The organism is Butyricimonas muris, from assembly GCF_046365375.1.
Lineage (GTDB): Bacteria > Bacteroidota > Bacteroidia > Bacteroidales > Marinifilaceae > Butyricimonas > Butyricimonas muris.
Window position 1 is genome coordinate 30,367 of record NZ_JBKEIT010000011.1, and the last position, 17,988, is coordinate 48,354.

A 17,988-nucleotide genomic window follows, 5' to 3' on the forward strand; every position below is an offset into this window, starting at 1 on the left:
ATACGTTCTATTTGCTTTATCGGTAATGGCTTGGCGGGGAACGGCGTTAGTCCGTTATCCCGGCTTGTTATGAACTTACTTTACCCCTTGTGCCTTTTATAATTTGCATAGCGAGCATTTAGAGTGTCCCGCCATTCTTGGCTTGGGCAAGAGTTTATTAACTGAATATACTTATTCTCATCATCAACGCAAACAGACTCTACAAGTTTTAATAAACTCCACTGCAAATCATAAAAAGCATTTTCAGGAAAGATTTGTACCAACACCATAGCTTCATCAAATGATATGGGAAGTTGTATTTGTTCTAATAAGGCATCATAAGTATTTACTAATTCATCAATACTCTCTGTATCATTGATGCTTTCATTAGGCATACGACCCAAATCTTTCAACTGTAAAATTTCATTTCTCATATCGTGTACTCTAATTGTTCATAATGGCTAAGCGGGGAACGCTGTAAGCGTTATCCCGGTTTGTTAGCAAAATATTATACCCATTCTAATATTGGGTTAGGTCTATGAATAAAATACCGTTTATTATCCGAAATTGAAAATATCATTCCCGAATGCAATTTCGTTCAAGTTCCTCTTTTTACAATCCACAACGCCTCCACCCGTCTGTCCGCATCTGTACTGCATCGATTTTCCATGCTTCCCCCACACGTTTCATACAGAAACGATAGTCGAGATTGATTCTTTCATCCTGCGCATAGATGTAAAGTTTGTTGCGGGAAACCTGTTCGGCATCAACCAGGCGGAAGGTGGCATACGTCCCCTCTGGAGAAAGCGACAAAGCGAGCGGCCGATACCCCATCCGTGGCTTCTCGGATACATACTGCTGCCAGATCTGCTGCAACTTCGGTCGCACATCCGGCGCATCAAAACCTGTCTGGTCGGTATATTTCTCCCATTGAGTCATGGCGGCAAAGAAAGCATACAGCACCTGTTCCGCCTGATGAACCGCATCAGCGTCCACCTCCAACTTCTTCTTCGCCTGGCTTCGTTGCAACGAGGCGAACAGCTCCATCTGCTCCTGGGTAAAGAGGTCGCCAGAACGCAAGGAAAGGCGTTTATTGAAAGCAATGCCAAGCACCCCTTCATAAGTGATCTGAGTTTGTCGAACATGCAAATGATTCAGCTTAGGAAGCTGAGCAGCCCGATGCAACCCCTCATCGTCCAGCGACGTGGCACTCAAGTCCAACAGAGCCACCTTACTTGCCTGCATCATGGACAACCCCTTTCCCGTAATTGCAGGATTTCCTGCCAAGAGCAGATACTCCAAAGTGGGCATGGTGGCAAATACCGCAAAGCATGCGTCGGTAAGCTCCGCATATTCGATCCCTACATTGACCATTTTCTTGGCACCTGCCAGCGGTTGAATCTGTTCGTCCGTCAAAGGGTAATGCTTGACATGAAATCCCACCAAAGCAGGATAAGCGCCAATCTGTTGCATCACCTCCACAGATAGCTCGGGCATGAGCATCACCTTATCGCCATCAAAAATCAGTTTGCCGTCTTCCCAGTCGATGGTACGTGCCCGCTTGGGAAAAGAAGTAAGTTCTTTTATCATCGTTCTATCATTTTTAAGGTAATCTTTGTTCATAGACTTTCTGTTTTTGCTAATTTATTTATAACCGCACCTTATGGTGTCGTTCCTACACTTCTATAACTACACCTCACGAATTATCCAGTGTATCAAGAGGATTAGGGATTTTTGCTTTATGGGCACTTGACACATGAAGATAAATGGTTGTGGTCTTGATGTCGTTGTGTCCCAGCAATTCCTGTATCGTGTGCAGGTCTGTTCCCTGTTCCAGCAAGTGTGTGGCAAAGGAGTGGCGCAGCATATGTACGTGTACACGGTGTTTGATGCCAGCACGATGTGCGGCTTCTTTCAGCACTTTCACCAATGCACTTGCCGAATATTGCTCTCCGGGTGTTTCGCCCTCAAACAGCCATTTTTGTGGACGATATTCCCGGAAGTAGTGCCGTAGTTCTTCCAGCAATTTGGGTGAAAGGAGCGAATAACGGCATTTCTTCCCCTTGCCCATAATGCGAACCGACATTGTTTCACTGTTGATGTCCTGCGGGGTCAGGTTAAGCAATTCGCTTCTTCTTAGTCCGGCAGAGTAAACCAACGAAATCATGCAGTGATGCTTGATGTTGGAAATTTGTGCAAGGATGCGCTTAATTTCATTCTTGCTCAACACTTCGGGCAGGCTCTTGTACTCTTTGGCACGGGTGATACCGCCATAGTATTGCCGTTTGCCGCCTTTCACCTGCTCGTAATAGAACTTGATAGCATTGATGCGCATATTCTGTTGCGACACCGAGATTTTCTTCTCGTTCACAAGATAGAGTATGTACTTGTTGATGTCCGGCACTTTCAGGCGGTCGATGTTCCGTCCCTTGTGATATTCCATGAAGTCGCTGAAATAGGCACGGTATGTTTTGACGGTCGAGGGGCTGTAACGCTTCTGTTCCAGCAGTTCGAGGTAGCCTTTCGGCAGTGTGTATTCCCTTTTAGGTTTGGGATGCCGCACGTAAATCCGGCTGTAATCAATATAGGCGTGGGGTGAATAGCGGTCGTAGAAATCCGGCAGGCTGAAAGCGGCTGACGCTATGTATGCAGAACCGTTGCCAGCCATTTCCATGCCCGTGTCTTGGGCGAGCAGTTGGGTTACAGCCTGACTGTTCGCATATTCTATCCGTATGTAGTCTGCACCGTCCCTTGTTTCTTTGTGTAGCACGATGCTTCCTCTTTGTTTCTGAACCTTATCCATGTCGCTGAATTTTGCTTCATGCTCCAAAGATAAAACAAAAACGCTACATTTTGAACATACGTTCAAAAATAATAGAGGTTAAAAAAACAAAACTGTATCAGGCTTTAAGCAGCGAATAGATATAGCGAAAGTTTTCTGCCAGTTCGTCCACGTTCAAACCGTTCAGAAATGCTTGTTCGTATGACAGTCCTAAAAACATTTGCCGGAACATGGTAGCCGTTTTCCTCACGTCCGTGTCACTTCTGATTTCCCCGCTTTCTTTTGCTTTCTGCACGACTTTCGCCCACAGGTCATGGTCATGGCTGAATACTCTTTCGATTTTCTGCCTGATGCCCGGATAGTACGTACGCACTTGTGACAGGAAATGAAAGTAGTAGAAGCTGGGGCTACAATCATGTGGGCTGTTATTATCGTCAATCAGTTCAACAATCCTTTTCATGGAAGCGGTTACCCCCGCCACGTATTGCCCGATGAACTTCTCCAACGTATCGGCAGGAGCGGCAAACTTGTTTCCCGGTTCGTGCATTTTTAACACGTATTTGTCTGCCACAGCCATGAATAAATCCAGCTTGTGCGGAAAATAATAAACGATACCCGTTTTTGTCACTCCGCAGGCTTTGGCAAGCGTGATGATGCTTGCTTTTTCGTAGTTCATCCTGACAAATACCCCAAATGCTTTATCTATTACTTCTTCACGATTAGTTATTATCATACACGTTTGTTTTTAATCGGTTACGAAGATACGGATTTTGTTTTAACCATTTGTACCCCAGTGCTTTTTTTTAGTGCAAGGTGCAAGTATATATTTATATATATAGCTTGCACCTTGCACTAATCCAAAAATATTTATTATCAGATATTTGCGAGTTTCAAAAGAAAGCCGTATCTTTGAACCCGAAAGTTAGGCAGACAAACAGCGGTCAAAGTTGGACAGGCTTAACGGTTGAAAATCGTTACTGTTTCGTTACCTATTTGAAATTTTGAAAGCAAAGTAGCTGAAATATAAGCGGTTAGAGTTGTAGGTTCAAAACCCTCCCTCTCCGCCAAAGCAAGTCACTGAAAGAGAGTTAGCACACGGAAGCTGACTCTCTTTTTGCATCTAAAGGAATTCGAACCGAAGCGTCGGCAGGAGTTCGTAACGCATTCTCGAAGGGAGTGAAAGTCCCGAGTCATCCCTCCCGTGCGCAGGCAATCTCCCCCAACTCCTCTTTTTTCGTAAGTTTCAATCATCGAAACCAATCTGTTTTGTTTCACTATATAACACGAAATCAGAACCCGTTGATGCTCGTTTTTACTATTCCGAACACTTTTTCTAATCCGTTGCGTTTTTAGTCTCACCTACTCCACACCATTATCGACATTAGAAACAATAATAATTCTTTATTTTCTCTAGTTTAAGGATATTTACATTCCCAAAGCACGACTTGAAAACACAAAAAATCAAGTCAATGATTGGATGGGACTTTTATTTTTACATAGAGAAGGAGTGATCGAACCTCGTACATACCGGGTCGACCACAGTGGAATATAATTTTAGGGAGAATATATGCATATTAATAGAATAAAAAGTTACTTAAATCTACTGCTATTCGCGGTACTTTTATTACCGGCTTCTTGTATCGATGAAAAAATACACCACGAAACAAAAGAAGGTTATATAGAAATTTCCGGTATCAATTCCCGCAGTTACACGGGAAGTTACGCAGGTGACGAAGCTGACAACAAAGTCGAGACGCTCCGCATTCTTGCATTCAACAAAACGAGCCGTGCCTGTGAAAACAATGTGCTGTACTACGGTTCCGCATTAGCCGAAAACACACTACGTCACCCGATCGAGCAAGGCGAATACGATTTTATCTTTCTGGCGAACGAACCCGCAGAGAACAGTATCAAAACAATACTCGACAATATCAGCGAATACGATGATCTGAAATCAATCGCATATCCCGCGACACATTTCACCTCCGAGCGTTCTATCCCCATGATCGCGGAAAACAACGGCGTGAAAATATTACCCGAGGGGAAGATTGAGGTAAATAACAACACAAATTCCGAATTAAAAATAGGACTCCGCCGACTGGCGGCACGCTTTGACGTCGTTCTGAAATCGACTATTGACTGGGGAACCACTAACACCGGGGAATTCAAGGGTATCACGTTATCGAACCTCCCGGACAGAGTGCCGCTTGTATATGGCTTACCCAGTACCCCGCAATCAAACTCATATACATACGACGAACCAACTCTGCCTTATACCGGGACAAACATCACAAGGGACGTGATCCGCCAGTTCACACTAGCGGACAACGCCGGATATTTTGAAGTAGACCCGAACCTGTTGACAGTCGAAGATCAGGCAAAAGGCCTTGTATGGGCAGCCAAAGTAAAGAGAATCATTCTCCCTTCCAGCTATTTCAACGTGAAGACAGCCGAGGCAAACGCGATCATGTTCACGGTCAACCTGATTGACAAATACAGTCCCTCGTGCAAGTTGAAAATCCTATCCGACCTGGATTACAGACTACCCGCCAACGCAAGACTGGAACTGATCGGTACGATCAAGGAACCTTTAGAAATGAATATACAGCCTGCTCCATGGACCCAAGATGAAACCGGTTGGGAAATATCCGGTATCCGCAAACTGAACGTGTCGCAAACAGAAGTTAAGATGACCGACCAAAACGGCGTTCGAATCTCTTTCTGGTCTAATATGCCGGTTGTGAAAGTACTCGACGTGGTAGAAAAAGAAGGAGCGGGCGACCGACCGACAAACGAAGTATTCAACTGCCTAACGGTAGATGCCAACAACACCTCCCCTTACCGTTTCCATTTCGACCCGACCACAGGTAGCGGGTACATGGACTTACTGATCGACGGTACCAACCGGATTTCCGGCACCCCTCACGACAGGACTGAAAACATGAGCGGTAAATACACGTTGACTTTATCGGCAGAGGATGAAAACGGCAAAAATCAATTACAAAGAACAATTACTGTCACGGTAACACAAACGGGGCTACGATTTGTACACAACCCCACGGCAAACGCCCACGGATTATTTAACGGCGTGTTTTTCAAACACGACCAAAAAGGCGAACGCATCATTACCGGACAACACGCCATAGACCGCCCGTGGTCTGTAACGGTACCCGATGATTTTCAAGATTGGCTCGTGGTAAGTGCCACGCCCAGTTTCGACCCGGGTGTCGGCACCGAATACCCCGGGGATGCCGAACACTATCAAGTGTTTCCCAACCCGTATAGGGCAGAGAAAGAGGGCAAGAAAATCGAAGGTATTAACGGGCGAATCTATTTCCGTATCGGCATCAAGGAGAGTTCCAATCACGTGCCGAGCAAGACTTCTGCTCCAAAATTCGGGTATGTCACTTTAACCTACTACCCGGGAGGCTGGCAAACCACCATGAGAATCTACGTTCGGCAAGGCGAAGCCCCGGCATACATATACAGCCCGAGCGATCCAATCCCGGATGTCGTTCATAACGGCTGGAACGGCAACACCGACATCACGGCACAAGTCCGGGCAGATATGCGCCTAACCTCAGCGAACACACGCCGGGGAGCGGTAAAATTCTCGCCTTATAACCTGACTACCCCCAAACTGGCAGGGTATACCGATCCCGACTACGAGAATGTTAATGCCAGAGGTGCCCAATTTGTCGACTTTCCTTCACAAGCGGGGGCATTCTTCCAGTGGGCGGTCGATTTACAAGGCAATACTGCAGGCATAAACTACACGGATTATTACCGGAGAGGCTTCAACCCGAGCAGGTCATCTCTAATCTCAGGTTTCCCGTGGGATTATCCCGAATTTCCCATCATGTGGGCAGGGGCTAGCGGCATACCTGCATATAAAAACACGTTTGAGATTTGCCCCACGGGCTATCGTCGTCCCACGGACGGGTACACGAATAAAGTATCATACAACGGATACTACGATTATTTGCCCGCCACGAATACACCCGCCATGAATCATTTGGAAGACGTGGAACAGTCCGAGTTAAGAGTTTCTTTATTTAACGTGCCCTTCGCGGGGAATGCAGCTTCAAGCGCGGACTATATTACCGTGTTCGACAACGTCGTGGGAACGAATACCGGTCCCGGCACGTATCCTTACGGGACAAGCGGCATCGCCCGCAAGCAGTTGAAGAATACAACCTTCACCTTTTACTCGGACGGATTCTTCGACAGGCGACCGATTAAGGAACCCTCGAACGGCAATTACGGCGTATCGATAGACAACAGCCATGCCGCTTATCAAGGGGTATTGTATTTCAACCCCACAACCTACGCGTCCATTTTCTTCCCTTCCGCCGGTCGTCTGAATAACACAAACGGAAAGCTGGAGGGTGCAGGTAGTACCGGTTATTACTGGTCAGCCAGCGTAAGCCCGCAATACACGAGAAACGAATTAATAACGGAAACCAATAACAGAACGGTTCGTTACGGGGGATGGTCATTCGAATCCGCGTATAATTCCATAAACTTCAGGGTCGCGTACCAAGGTTTTGCTCAAACGATACGCTGCGTGGAAGAAGTGATTATTAACGTGAGATAGAAGATTACAATTGAGTTACTCACCGTCTTCGGTTATCTTTCCAATCACGGAATAATTCAATCATAAATCGAGAAATCATAAATCCCAAATTAAGACAGTGACTTGATAAACAAACTGATCCCGTCGAATATCATCTGCAAACCGATCGTGGCAACAATCAGCCCGATAATACGAATTAAAGGATTCATGAAATTGTACTTGATCAGGAAATTCCCGATACGACGGGCCTGTAACATACAGAATAGGTTCACGGCCAGAGCGATTAATATGGAAATAATCGTGATCTCGCGACCGTACTGAACGGGAAAAGTCACTGCCGCCGTGATCGTCGCGGGTCCCGCAATCATAGGAATAGCAATAGGCACCGTGGTAAGGTCTGCCAGCTTGATATGCTCATCCACTTTCAAAAAGAAACCTTTCAACAACCCGGACAAACCGTTATACATCAACACGGCACCGCAAGTGATTTGAAAAGAATACAACTCGACATGAAAAACATAACTGAACGTGAGCTCGCCAAGAAAAAGGAAAAACACCAGAATCAGCGCCGCCGTAATTGTTGACTTGATAGAAATATAGCGCAATTCCTTCAAACTAAATCTCTCTTGCAGAGAGGTTACGATCAACACTTTCTGTACCGGGTTCACCAACGCCAAAAGAGCCACGATACATCCTAATATCATTTTTACTGTCATGACCTGTGTATTTCAATTACATCGCGAAGATAGAGGATAAAAGATAAAAACTGAAAGATAAAAACTAAAAGTTAGTTTAGAGTTCACATTCTAAACTTTAAACTGGCAAGACTCTTTATAGTATTAATAAATTATATTACTTTTGAGCCTGTAAATTACATCATAATGAAAAGGCTGTTTTTACTAGATATACCTATATTTCTATTTTCTTTAGTATTCATTGTCAACGGGCTGCAAAAGACAATGACCGAGAGAGAGAGTATAGTGTACGTCCAAGAAGAACAGCTGTCTATCCCGGAAACCCAAGCGAATTTTCATTCTCATGACGGATTTTTCCACCACCTTCTGGCGGACGAGGGTATCACGATGCCTCACGGACGACGTTTCGGGTTGAACAAACCGCCAAAGACTAACGTGTATTTCCGAAACACGGTTAACGGTTTGAAAAACAAACCGCTCAAGTTAGCCATCGCGGAAAACACGAGGCATTTCATGCAATATCTTACTACCCGCCACAGTCAGGGATTTTATATTTATTCGCTAAAAGAGTTAATTTTATGACACAAAATATCCTTTACGGCGTACAAGGTGAATAAATATAGAATATTGTAAACTGAATTATATAATATGATCGATTGGCTTCAATCAATTCTCGATTGGTATATGTATAACGTGAACTACTGGAGTGTTCTCGTCTGTATGGCTATCGAGAGTACCATCATACCTTTTCCGTCAGAACTAATCGTGCCTCCGGCTGCGTGGAAAGCCGCAAACGGGGAACTCAACTTCGTGCTCGTTATCGTGTTCAGCACCATCGGGGCGGTTATCGGGGCATTGGCAAACTACGTGCTTGCCTGCACGCTGGGACGGAAATTCATTTACTCCTTCGCGGAATCACGCTGGGGAAAGATATGCGGCATGACAAAAGAAAAAATAGAAAAATCCGAACAATACTTTTTGAAATACGGCAAAAGTTCCACGTTAATCGGGCGACTGACTCCCGGCGTGAGAAGCCTTATCTCGCTCCCGGCAGGACTCGTGAGAATGCCGTTGAAAAGTTTTATATTATACACGGCAGTGGGAAGCGGCATTTGGAATCTGATTCTCGCCACCACCGGATATTTTCTGTATTCCCGAAAAGAACTGCTGGAAATGTATTTCACGGAAATAACCATCGCGATGCTGGTCGTGGGATGCTGCTTTTTCGGGTACCTAATTATAAAGAACATTCGTAAAAAAACAAATTAAATACAAAATCATAACATGGAATCACGCAAACACTACACGGGACTCACGGACAAACAAGTCGAGGAAAGTCGTGAAAAACACGGTTCAAACGTGTTGACGCCCCCGAAAAGGGACTCCCTGTGGCAAGTATTTATCGGGAATTTCGAGGATCCCGTCATTCGTATATTAATGGTAGCCGTTTTCCTTTCCGGGGGAATAGCCATTGCCATGTATTTCTCGGAAGGCATTATCGAGATAGCCGAAACCATCGGTATTGCCGTCGCCATTCTGCTGGCAACAGGCGTAGCCACGTGGTTCGTCTGGGATGCCAACAAGAAATTCGATGTGCTGAATCAAGTGAACGACGACACATTGGTAAAGGTCATCCGTAACGGCAACGTACACGAGGTGGCAAAAAAAGACATCGTGGTCGATGACATCGTGATACTGGAACAAGGAGAGGAGATCCCCGCCGACGGGGTATTGTTGGAAGCCCTCTCTTTGCAGGTCAACGAATCGAGCCTCACGGGAGAACCCGTTGCCAACAAGACGACGATCGAGAGCGAATTTAACATGGAGGCTACCTATCCCTCCAATCACGTGATGCGGGGAACCACCGTCGTGGACGGTCACGGAGTGATGCAAGTACTCGCCGTGGGCGACTCTACCGAGTTCGGACGAGTGGCTGAAAAATCATCGGAGAAAAGCGAAGAACCAACCCCACTGGACACGCAACTCGAATCACTCGCCAAATTCATCGGAGTGATCGGGTTCTGCGGTGCGGCCGTGATGTTCACGATACTGTTTATTAAAGGGTTGTTTTTCAACCCGACCTATCCCACTCCCGAACTGGGACAACTGGGATTGATCGGTGCGGTGATTATCGCTGCCGTTATCATGCTGGCAAAAGTCTGGGTACCCGTTGTTTACGACGTGTATTCTTTACAAGGCAAGGACAAACCGCTTCCGAAGAGTATTGCCGCGGGAGGTTGGGGACGCTGGATACTTTACGGTCTGGGAGCATTGGTCGTGATGCTCGCTATCGGTCTGGCATTCGGTGTGAAACCGTGGGACCCGCACGCGTGGATTCCGCTGGGACTCGGCAAAAAGATTCTTTCCGCTTTCATGGCTTCCGTTACCCTAATCGTGGTGACCGTGCCGGAAGGATTGCCGATGAGCGTTACCCTCAGCCTCGCGTTGAGCATGCGCAAGATGTTGAAATCCCACAATCTCGTGCGGAAAATGCATGCTTGTGAAACCATGGGCGCAACGACCGTGATCTGCACGGATAAAACGGGTACGCTGACGCAAAACCAGATGACGGTGTACAAGACAAACTTCTACGGGTTGGATGGCGAACGTCTGTCTGATAACGAATACTCGAAACTACTTGCGGAGGGGATCGCCATGAACACGACAGCTTTTCTGGATTTCAGTGACCCGGAGAAGGTAAAAACACTGGGCAACCCTACCGAGGCGGCGTTGTTACTCTGGCTGAACGACCAAGGTATCAATTACGCGGAATCGCGGGAAAGTGTCACGGTGATTGAACAGCTGACATTCTCCACCGAACGGAAATACATGGCAACCCTCGTGCAATCACCTACTTTCGGGAAGAAAATCCTGTACGTGAAAGGTGCCTCGGAAATCCTTTTCGGATACTGCAAAAACGCTATTGTCGGCGACAAAACAGTACCTATCGCCGAGCAACAACCCACAATCGAGGAACAATTGCTCGAGTACCAAAATCAAGCAATGCGAACGCTCGGGTTCGCTTACCAGATCATTGAAGACGACGAACCGCATTTTAAAGACGGACGATTGTATAACACGGAATTGACATTCCTCGGCATCGTTGCCATATCCGACCCCATTCGACCGGATGTGCCGGATGCCGTACAACGCTGCTTCGACGCCGGAATCCAAGTTAAGATGGTAACAGGGGACACCCCGGGTACCGCGAAGGAGATCGGGCGGCAAATCGGGTTATGGACAGAAAAAGATACAGACCAAAACCTGATTACCGGGGTTGAATTTGCCAAACTGACGGATGAGGAAGCCCTCGACCGGGTACTCGACATGAAGATCATGTCGCGGGCGCGACCATTGGACAAACAACGGTTGGTACAACTGTTACAGCAAAAGAAACAAGTCGTGGCAGTAACGGGTGACGGAACAAACGACGCTCCCGCGTTGAATCACGCTCACGTCGGACTATCCATGGGTAGCGGAACATCGGTAGCCAAGGAGGCCAGTGATATTACCCTGCTCGACGACTCGTTCAGCAGTATCACCTCCGCCGTGATGTGGGGACGTTCCGTGTACCAGAACATACAACGCTTCGTGCTGTTCCAGTTGACGATCAACGTGGCAGCCTTGATTATCGTGCTATTGGGGTCGTTGTTCGGTTCCGAACTGCCGATCACGGTAACGCAAATGCTGTGGGTAAACTTAATCATGGATACATTCGCGGCAGGAGCACTCGCCTCTCTCCCACCCAGTCCGGACGTGATGAAACGGAAACCGAGGGACTCGAATGCCTTTATTATCGTACCGCGGATGCGCACACTTATCCTAACCACGGGTATCGCTTTCGTGGTGATCTTGATGAGCTTACTCTATATACTATCCCACTACGCGGGAGGAATAGACGCCGCCACACCGCAAGGCTTGGACAACCTGACGATTTTCTTTACCGTGTTCGTGATGTTGCAATTCTGGAATATGTTCAATGCCAAAACCTTCGGCACGAACGAATCCGCATTCAAGAACCTTTCCAAGAGCGAAGGATTCCTTACTGTCGGGTTGGCCATTGTCGTGGGACAAATCCTCGTGGTAAACTTCGGGGGAAGCGTATTCAGAACAGTACCCCTCTCGTGGACGGAATGGATATGGATCACGGCTGCAACCTCGCTGGTGTTGTGGGTAGGCGAAATATTCCGGGCAATAAAGAGAAGAAAAGAAAAATAAGTCCGTAAGGTCCATAAGCTCACGGGTGTCCTTCGGACAGTGTTTATCGGCAGCATATAGCTACCGTAGACAAAGCGCCCCGCAGGGGACCATGGACCTTATAGACCTTATGGACTTTACAGACTTTATAGACCCAAATTGATTAAATTATGAAAAGAAACAGCTCAAATTACTGGATATATCTGGGAATGATTAGTGTATTCGGGGTGTTGATCTACCTTGCCCTGTGTTCGGGCGAGCGTTTTGACCATCACCCGGGAACAGGTATAATGCCCACAAGTGCCGGGGCATTCGAACTGTTCACGAACATTATTTCCGATAATATGACAAATTCATTGACGATACTGTTATTACAGATCATCGTGATTTTGCTTACCGTCCGGGTGTTCTCTTATCTTTTCAAATATATCGGGCAACCGGGTGTGATGGGAGAAATCGTGGCAGGTATCGTCCTCGGTCCCTCTCTACTAGGATATTTCTTCCCGGAATTTTCCGCTAACCTGTTCCCTCCCGAATCACTGGACAACCTCAACCTACTTAGCCAAATCGGGCTAGTATTGTTTATGTTCGTTATCGGGTTGGAACTGGATTTCAGCGTATTGAAAAACAAGCTGAATGAAACGCTCGTTATCAGTCACGCGGGGATAGTGGTACCTTTCTTCCTTGGCGTGGTGGCAGCAATCTGGGTATACGAGGATTATGCTTCGGGACAAACGGCGTTTCTGCCTTTCGCCCTCTTTATCGGGATATGCATGAGTATCACTGCATTTCCCGTGTTGGCACGCATCGTGCAGGAACGGAACATGACGAAAACATCCGTGGGGATGCTTTCTATTGCCTCGGCTGCCAATGACGACGTGACAGCGTGGTGTCTGCTGGCAATCGTTATAGCACTCGCCAAGGCGGGAACTTTTGTCAGTGCCCTGTACACGATCGGACTAACACTGATTTATATTGTTTTCATGTTTCTCGTGATGCGTCCCTTCCTGCGGAAGATCGGTGAAACTTACGCCTATTCGGAAGTGATTAACAAAACATTCGTGGGGTTTATATTCCTTATACTTGTCTTGTCATCGGCAATAACGGAAATCATCGGGATTCATGCCCTGTTCGGTGCGTTTATCGCCGGAGTGGTAATGCCCACGAATATAGGATTCCGCAAAGTGATGATGGAAAAAGTGGAAGATGTTTCACTCGTGTTCTTTCTTCCGTTGTTTTTTGCCTTCTCGGGTTTACACACCGAAATAGGTTTGATTAACACACCTGAATTGTGGGGCGTTTGCTTGCTGTTTATCGTGGTAGCCATCGCCGGAAAATTCGGGGGCTGCACCCTTGCCGCCCGTGCCGTCGGGGAGAATTGGAAAGACAGTCTTATCGTGGGAACATTGATGAATACACGGGGACTGATGCAACTCGTGGCACTGAATATCGGCTTCGAAATGGGTATTCTCACCTCGGAGATGTTCGTGGTATTACTGCTAATGTCGCTACTGACAACGTTCATGGCAACACCTATGCTTTCGCTTGTCGAACGGATATTCTCGAAACAAAAAGAAAGCAAGGGACACCGGGAGAAGGTGCTACTCTCGTTCGGTAGACCGGAAACAGGAAAAACACTATTGAATATTGCCGATTTGATGTTGGGACATCGTTTGCAATCGAGCCTGATCACCGGGATACACTTCACGTTAGGGACCGACCTCAACCCAGCCAAGGCAGATGAATACGAGCAAGAAAGCTTTATCCCCTTACGGGAAGAAGCAGAACATTTGCAATTACACGTTCAAGAGCGTTACCAAGTGACAGACAGGCTTATTCCCGAAATGGTAAAAATAGCGCGACAGGAACAGGTAGACCACCTTTTCCTCGGCGCCGGACAACAGTTCATGATGGGGAATGACGTTCCCGCGGGCACATTCGGCAAGAAGTTCACCACGGTTTCCCGTTGGCTGAAACAACTCAAGAATCACCCGTTGCATCTGCCGGGAACGTTGTTAAGGCAGAAACTGGAATCTATCATGGAACACGTGGATTGCTCCGTGGGCATCTTTGTCAACCGGGGGTTCACGCACGCATCTTACATCCTGCTACTCGTGGATAATGAAACTGACCTTTTCCTGTTCAATTATGCGCAAACCCGTCTGGGAGAACAAAGTATGACGATACGCATCTGCTTTACAGACGAACACCCGAACGAAACCGTGCTTGCCCGAGTCACGTCCGACTTCGTGCAACGCGATACCGCAAAGTTTATTCTGGATACACCTCTGGTTACTAATCCTCTCGCGGAGGACAAAGAAAGCCTGTTGGTTTTAAGTTACGCGACTTGTCAGAAACTGTCGAAAGACCAGAATCTGTTTGCCAAGTTACCCTCACTTCTAATCATACGGCCTCAAATAAATACGGAAAATACAAATAAATAGATATGGAATTTTTTATCATTATAGGACTTATTCTTTTAAATGGAGTGCTCGCCATGTCGGAGATAGCGATGGTGTCGGCACGTAAATCGCGTCTTGAGACGGAAGCCAGAACAGGGAACAAATCTGCTCGGCGGGCTTTGAAACTCGCCAACGAGCCGGATCGTTTCCTGTCGACCGTCCAAATCGGGATCACCCTTATCGGTATCCTTACCGGTCTTTATTCGGGACAGGCTTTAGCCGGGGATCTCGCCGTATGGGTGGAGAAAATAGAGGCATTGCAACCTCACGCCCTGCTAATTTCTAAAACAATCATCGTGATCATGGTGACTTACCTGACTCTAATCTTCGGGGAATTGGTTCCGAAACGTATCGGGATGGTTGCTGCCGAACGGATGGCCAAGATTATTGCCGCCCCGATGGACATACTCTCCCGTATAGCATCCCCGTTCGTGTGGCTGCTCTCTGCCAGCACCTCATTTATGATGCGGGTACTCGGTCTTAATAAAACAGGCAGCAATAAAATCACGGAAGAAGAGATCAAGGCTATCATACAGGAAAGTACCGCGGAAGGCGAGATTCAAGAAGTGGAACAGGACATCGTGGAGCGTGTATTCAATCTCGGCGACAGGGATATTGCCTCCATCATGACGCATCGCAGTGATCTGGTATGGCTTAATATCACGGACTCCAACGACCGGATTCGTGAAATAGTCAAAACAAACCTACACACGATTTACCCCGTGTCGGATACCAAACTGGATAATATTGTAGGTGTCGTGTTCCTAAAAGACCTCTTCGGAAAGATCGACGCACCGGACTTTAATCTGAAAGCCCTCGTCCGTCCCCCGCAATATTTTCCGCAAAACCAAAGCGTGTACAACGCGCTGGAACATTTGAAACAAGGACATCTCAAATACGGGCTGGTCACAGATGAATTCGGGAGCATCGAGGGTATCGTAACCTTGAAAGATATCGTGAAAGCCCTCATCGGCGACGTTCCCGAAATAGGTGAAGAACCGGATATCGTGCAACGGGATAACGGGACATTCCTCGTGGACGGTCAATGTCCCTTCTATGATTTTCTCGCCTATTTCGACATGGAATTCCTATACACGAACCACTATTATAACACGTTGAGCGGTCTGATCCTAAAAATACTGGAACACATCCCTCGCACCGGGGAAAAACTGGTATGGTATAACTTCGAATTTGAAATCGTGGATATGGACGGGGCACGTATAGACAAGGTACTTGTCAAAATAAATAAAGAGTAAGGACTTATTAAAGTTCCTTACTCTCACACCATCAACACCTTGCAACATTATTTGGTCTTTATGGTATCTTGTGTATATCACTTATGATCCCCGCACTCGTGGTTACAAGCAATGCCCGAATCCAACAGAAAACCCTTGAGGTAACCTTCCGTGACTTTCCGCACATCACCCTTGCAGCCGCGAAGTACTTTTATTCCCTGCTCGCTTAATTTATTCAAAGCACCATCCCCCATACTTCCGGCAAGCATGACGGTAACACCTTTCTCCCGTAACACGGCTGCAATATCCGATTTACAACCGCATCCTTGCGGAGAAGGAAGCGTTTCAACACTTGTAATGTTTTTCATGTCGTCGACGGTAAACAAGGTATAATACTCACAATGCCCGAAGTGGTCGTCCACCGCGTTGTCTTTGGTTGGTACAGCAATTCTCATGATTAAATTCCTTTCTTTATAGTTTCTATTGAAAAATCACTCTTTATAGATAGAGGAACAAATGTACTGTTTTTTTTATTGAATAGTACCCCTAGGCAGAAATGAATATTTATTCATTACGAATAATGATAAACATCTTTTCATAAAAACTCGCTAACCGAAACTATTACAAGGCCATTTTTCTCATTCCATACAACTTATTGTAATATTCATTATTATTTCTAACTTTGTAATGGAAAGAAAATTACCCACACAAGCATGACGAAAACACAGCTTAGAAGGGTAGAGTTAGAAGATGAAAAAAAGAGTGTTGGCATTTATAATTTTACTTTGAAAGGAAGGAGAAAAGTGAAAGTAAAATATATAATTCGATATTTATATGCAATACAAATAAATTTATATATAGACACAATACTTGTTGAAAAAGGATTTATTGTACACGATATAAAAAGCTAAAACGGGCAATAATTAACAGGTTTAAAAACCTCTTAAGATTTATGCTTGAACAATGAAAAAAAAGAATGTTCGATGCACGGGGATAGGTATGTCAAAATTTTAACGGGAATTAAAGTCTGACATGAATCGAGGGAAAAGATAGAACCCAGAGAATCGAAGAATTAACAACCAGCTAAACCAATATGAACAACAAGATTATAGAACATCCGAGTTGTCATAGTGTTGACAATTTGAATAAACCACAAATAGAAACTGTTAGTATTCCGAAAGGTACAACGGGATGCTTGGAACTTAATCATAACGAGGTTGCTTTTTTCTTGGAAGGGCGCTTGAAGTTTATCTTCGGTAACTTCCATGAACACGAAAGCAAGAAAGGGCAAATTCTATTTCTCCCTGTTGGAGAACGATATTTTTATCGCGCACCGACTAATGCTATCGTCATGGTCTTCAGGTTGCATGGTCCGTTAAAACTGTGCGACAACTACCCCGTGGAGAAACTATACGGAGCGAAAGCCTTTGTTACGGGAAATAATTGCAAACCCCGGAAAGAAAAACTAAACATGTTACAAATTAATTCACACCTATGGCATTTCCTTGACGGGATAAATAATTGCCTCACGGACGGGATCAATTGTAATTACTATTTTGAATTGAAAATCAAAGAGTTCTTCTTATTATTGAGGACATATTACACGAAGGAAGAAATTCACGACTTTTTCCAACAGATACTGACAAAGGACACCATATTCTCTGAATTTGTGAGACTTAACAGTAAACGTTTCCGAACGGTTACAGAAATTGCAGACGCGATGAATCTATCGCCGAAGCAATTCGCTAAAAAATTCGTGGAGATATTCAAGGAAACTCCTTACCAGTGGATGAAAGCAAACAAAGCAAAGGTTATTCAAGATGAAATCACCTCGACCAACAAGCCTTTCAAACAGATAGCTTACGAAAACGAGTTCAGCACAATTGCCCAATTCACGAAGTTTTGCAAGAAAGAAATAGGTAAAACACCCAGTAGTATAAGGGCCAGTGTAGAGTAAACAAATCTGTGTCCCAAATAATTTGCAAAAATTCACGGGGACATTTAACAAGACTTCTAGCAACAGAAAGAAGGCAGGATAATTCCAAGAGGATCACCTATATTA

At 45.8% G+C, this 17,988-nt stretch carries 13 protein-coding genes; 7 read left to right on the plus strand and 6 right to left on the minus strand.

Annotated elements, in window-relative coordinates; genetic code table 11:
• Positions 1-80 precede the first annotated feature (80 nt).
• From ACK8P8_RS17100 to ACK8P8_RS17115, 4 genes are all read right to left on the minus strand, one after another.
• Positions 81-413: a hypothetical protein gene (locus ACK8P8_RS17100; protein ID WP_032535954.1), complete on the minus strand. Its 333-nt coding sequence runs from the start codon at positions 411-413 to the stop codon at positions 81-83.
• Positions 414-591: 178 nt separating this feature from the next.
• Positions 592-1,602 (minus strand): NTF2 fold immunity protein, encoded by a 1,011-nt coding sequence (locus ACK8P8_RS17105; RefSeq protein WP_444860996.1) that lies wholly within the window; start codon positions 1,600-1,602, stop codon positions 592-594.
• Positions 1,603-1,675: 73 nt separating this feature from the next.
• On the minus strand, positions 1,676-2,782 hold the full coding sequence (locus tag ACK8P8_RS17110) for a tyrosine-type recombinase/integrase (protein WP_028729533.1): 1,107 nt from the start codon (positions 2,780-2,782) through the stop codon (positions 1,676-1,678).
• A gap of 97 nt (positions 2,783-2,879) precedes the next feature.
• Positions 2,880-3,494, minus strand: coding sequence for a TetR/AcrR family transcriptional regulator (locus tag ACK8P8_RS17115; protein WP_369858688.1), 615 nt, complete (start codon positions 3,492-3,494; stop codon positions 2,880-2,882).
• A gap of 834 nt (positions 3,495-4,328) precedes the next feature.
• Between ACK8P8_RS17115 and ACK8P8_RS17120 the strand changes: the two genes are divergently transcribed.
• Positions 4,329-7,358: a hypothetical protein gene (locus ACK8P8_RS17120; protein WP_410026096.1), complete on the plus strand. Its 3,030-nt coding sequence runs from the start codon at positions 4,329-4,331 to the stop codon at positions 7,356-7,358.
• A gap of 89 nt (positions 7,359-7,447) precedes the next feature.
• Here ACK8P8_RS17120 and ACK8P8_RS17125 read toward each other — a convergent pair whose 3' ends face one another.
• On the minus strand, positions 7,448-8,053 hold the full coding sequence (locus tag ACK8P8_RS17125) for a MarC family protein (RefSeq protein WP_099293171.1): 606 nt from the start codon (positions 8,051-8,053) through the stop codon (positions 7,448-7,450).
• Positions 8,054-8,218: 165 nt separating this feature from the next.
• Between ACK8P8_RS17125 and ACK8P8_RS17130 the strand changes: the two genes are divergently transcribed.
• The 5 genes from ACK8P8_RS17130 (at position 8,219) to ACK8P8_RS17150 (ending at position 15,947) form a co-directional block, all read left to right on the plus strand.
• Complete coding sequence (locus tag ACK8P8_RS17130; RefSeq protein WP_099293172.1) at positions 8,219-8,614, plus strand: hypothetical protein; 396 nt, start codon at positions 8,219-8,221, stop codon at positions 8,612-8,614.
• A 66-nt stretch (positions 8,615-8,680) separates the two neighbouring features.
• Positions 8,681-9,301, plus strand: a complete 621-nt coding sequence (locus tag ACK8P8_RS17135) for a DedA family protein (RefSeq protein WP_369858690.1) — start codon at positions 8,681-8,683, stop codon at positions 9,299-9,301.
• A gap of 15 nt (positions 9,302-9,316) precedes the next feature.
• Positions 9,317-12,250 (plus strand): calcium-translocating P-type ATPase, PMCA-type, encoded by a 2,934-nt coding sequence (locus ACK8P8_RS17140; RefSeq protein WP_369858691.1) that lies wholly within the window; start codon positions 9,317-9,319, stop codon positions 12,248-12,250.
• A gap of 149 nt (positions 12,251-12,399) precedes the next feature.
• Positions 12,400-14,673, plus strand: coding sequence for a cation:proton antiporter domain-containing protein (locus tag ACK8P8_RS17145; RefSeq protein WP_369858692.1), 2,274 nt, complete (start codon positions 12,400-12,402; stop codon positions 14,671-14,673).
• A gap of 2 nt (positions 14,674-14,675) precedes the next feature.
• On the plus strand, positions 14,676-15,947 hold the full coding sequence (locus ACK8P8_RS17150) for a hemolysin family protein (RefSeq protein ID WP_410026097.1): 1,272 nt from the start codon (positions 14,676-14,678) through the stop codon (positions 15,945-15,947).
• 77 nt (positions 15,948-16,024) lie between these two features.
• Here the strand turns inward: ACK8P8_RS17150 and ACK8P8_RS17155 are convergent, their stop codons facing one another.
• Complete coding sequence (locus ACK8P8_RS17155) at positions 16,025-16,381, minus strand: NifB/NifX family molybdenum-iron cluster-binding protein (protein ID WP_227215543.1); 357 nt, start codon at positions 16,379-16,381, stop codon at positions 16,025-16,027.
• Positions 16,382-17,019: 638 nt separating this feature from the next.
• On the opposite strand from ACK8P8_RS17155, the gene ACK8P8_RS17160 reads away from it, so the two are divergent.
• Complete coding sequence (locus tag ACK8P8_RS17160) at positions 17,020-17,883, plus strand: helix-turn-helix domain-containing protein (RefSeq protein WP_227215542.1); 864 nt, start codon at positions 17,020-17,022, stop codon at positions 17,881-17,883.
• Positions 17,884-17,988 lie beyond the last annotated feature (105 nt).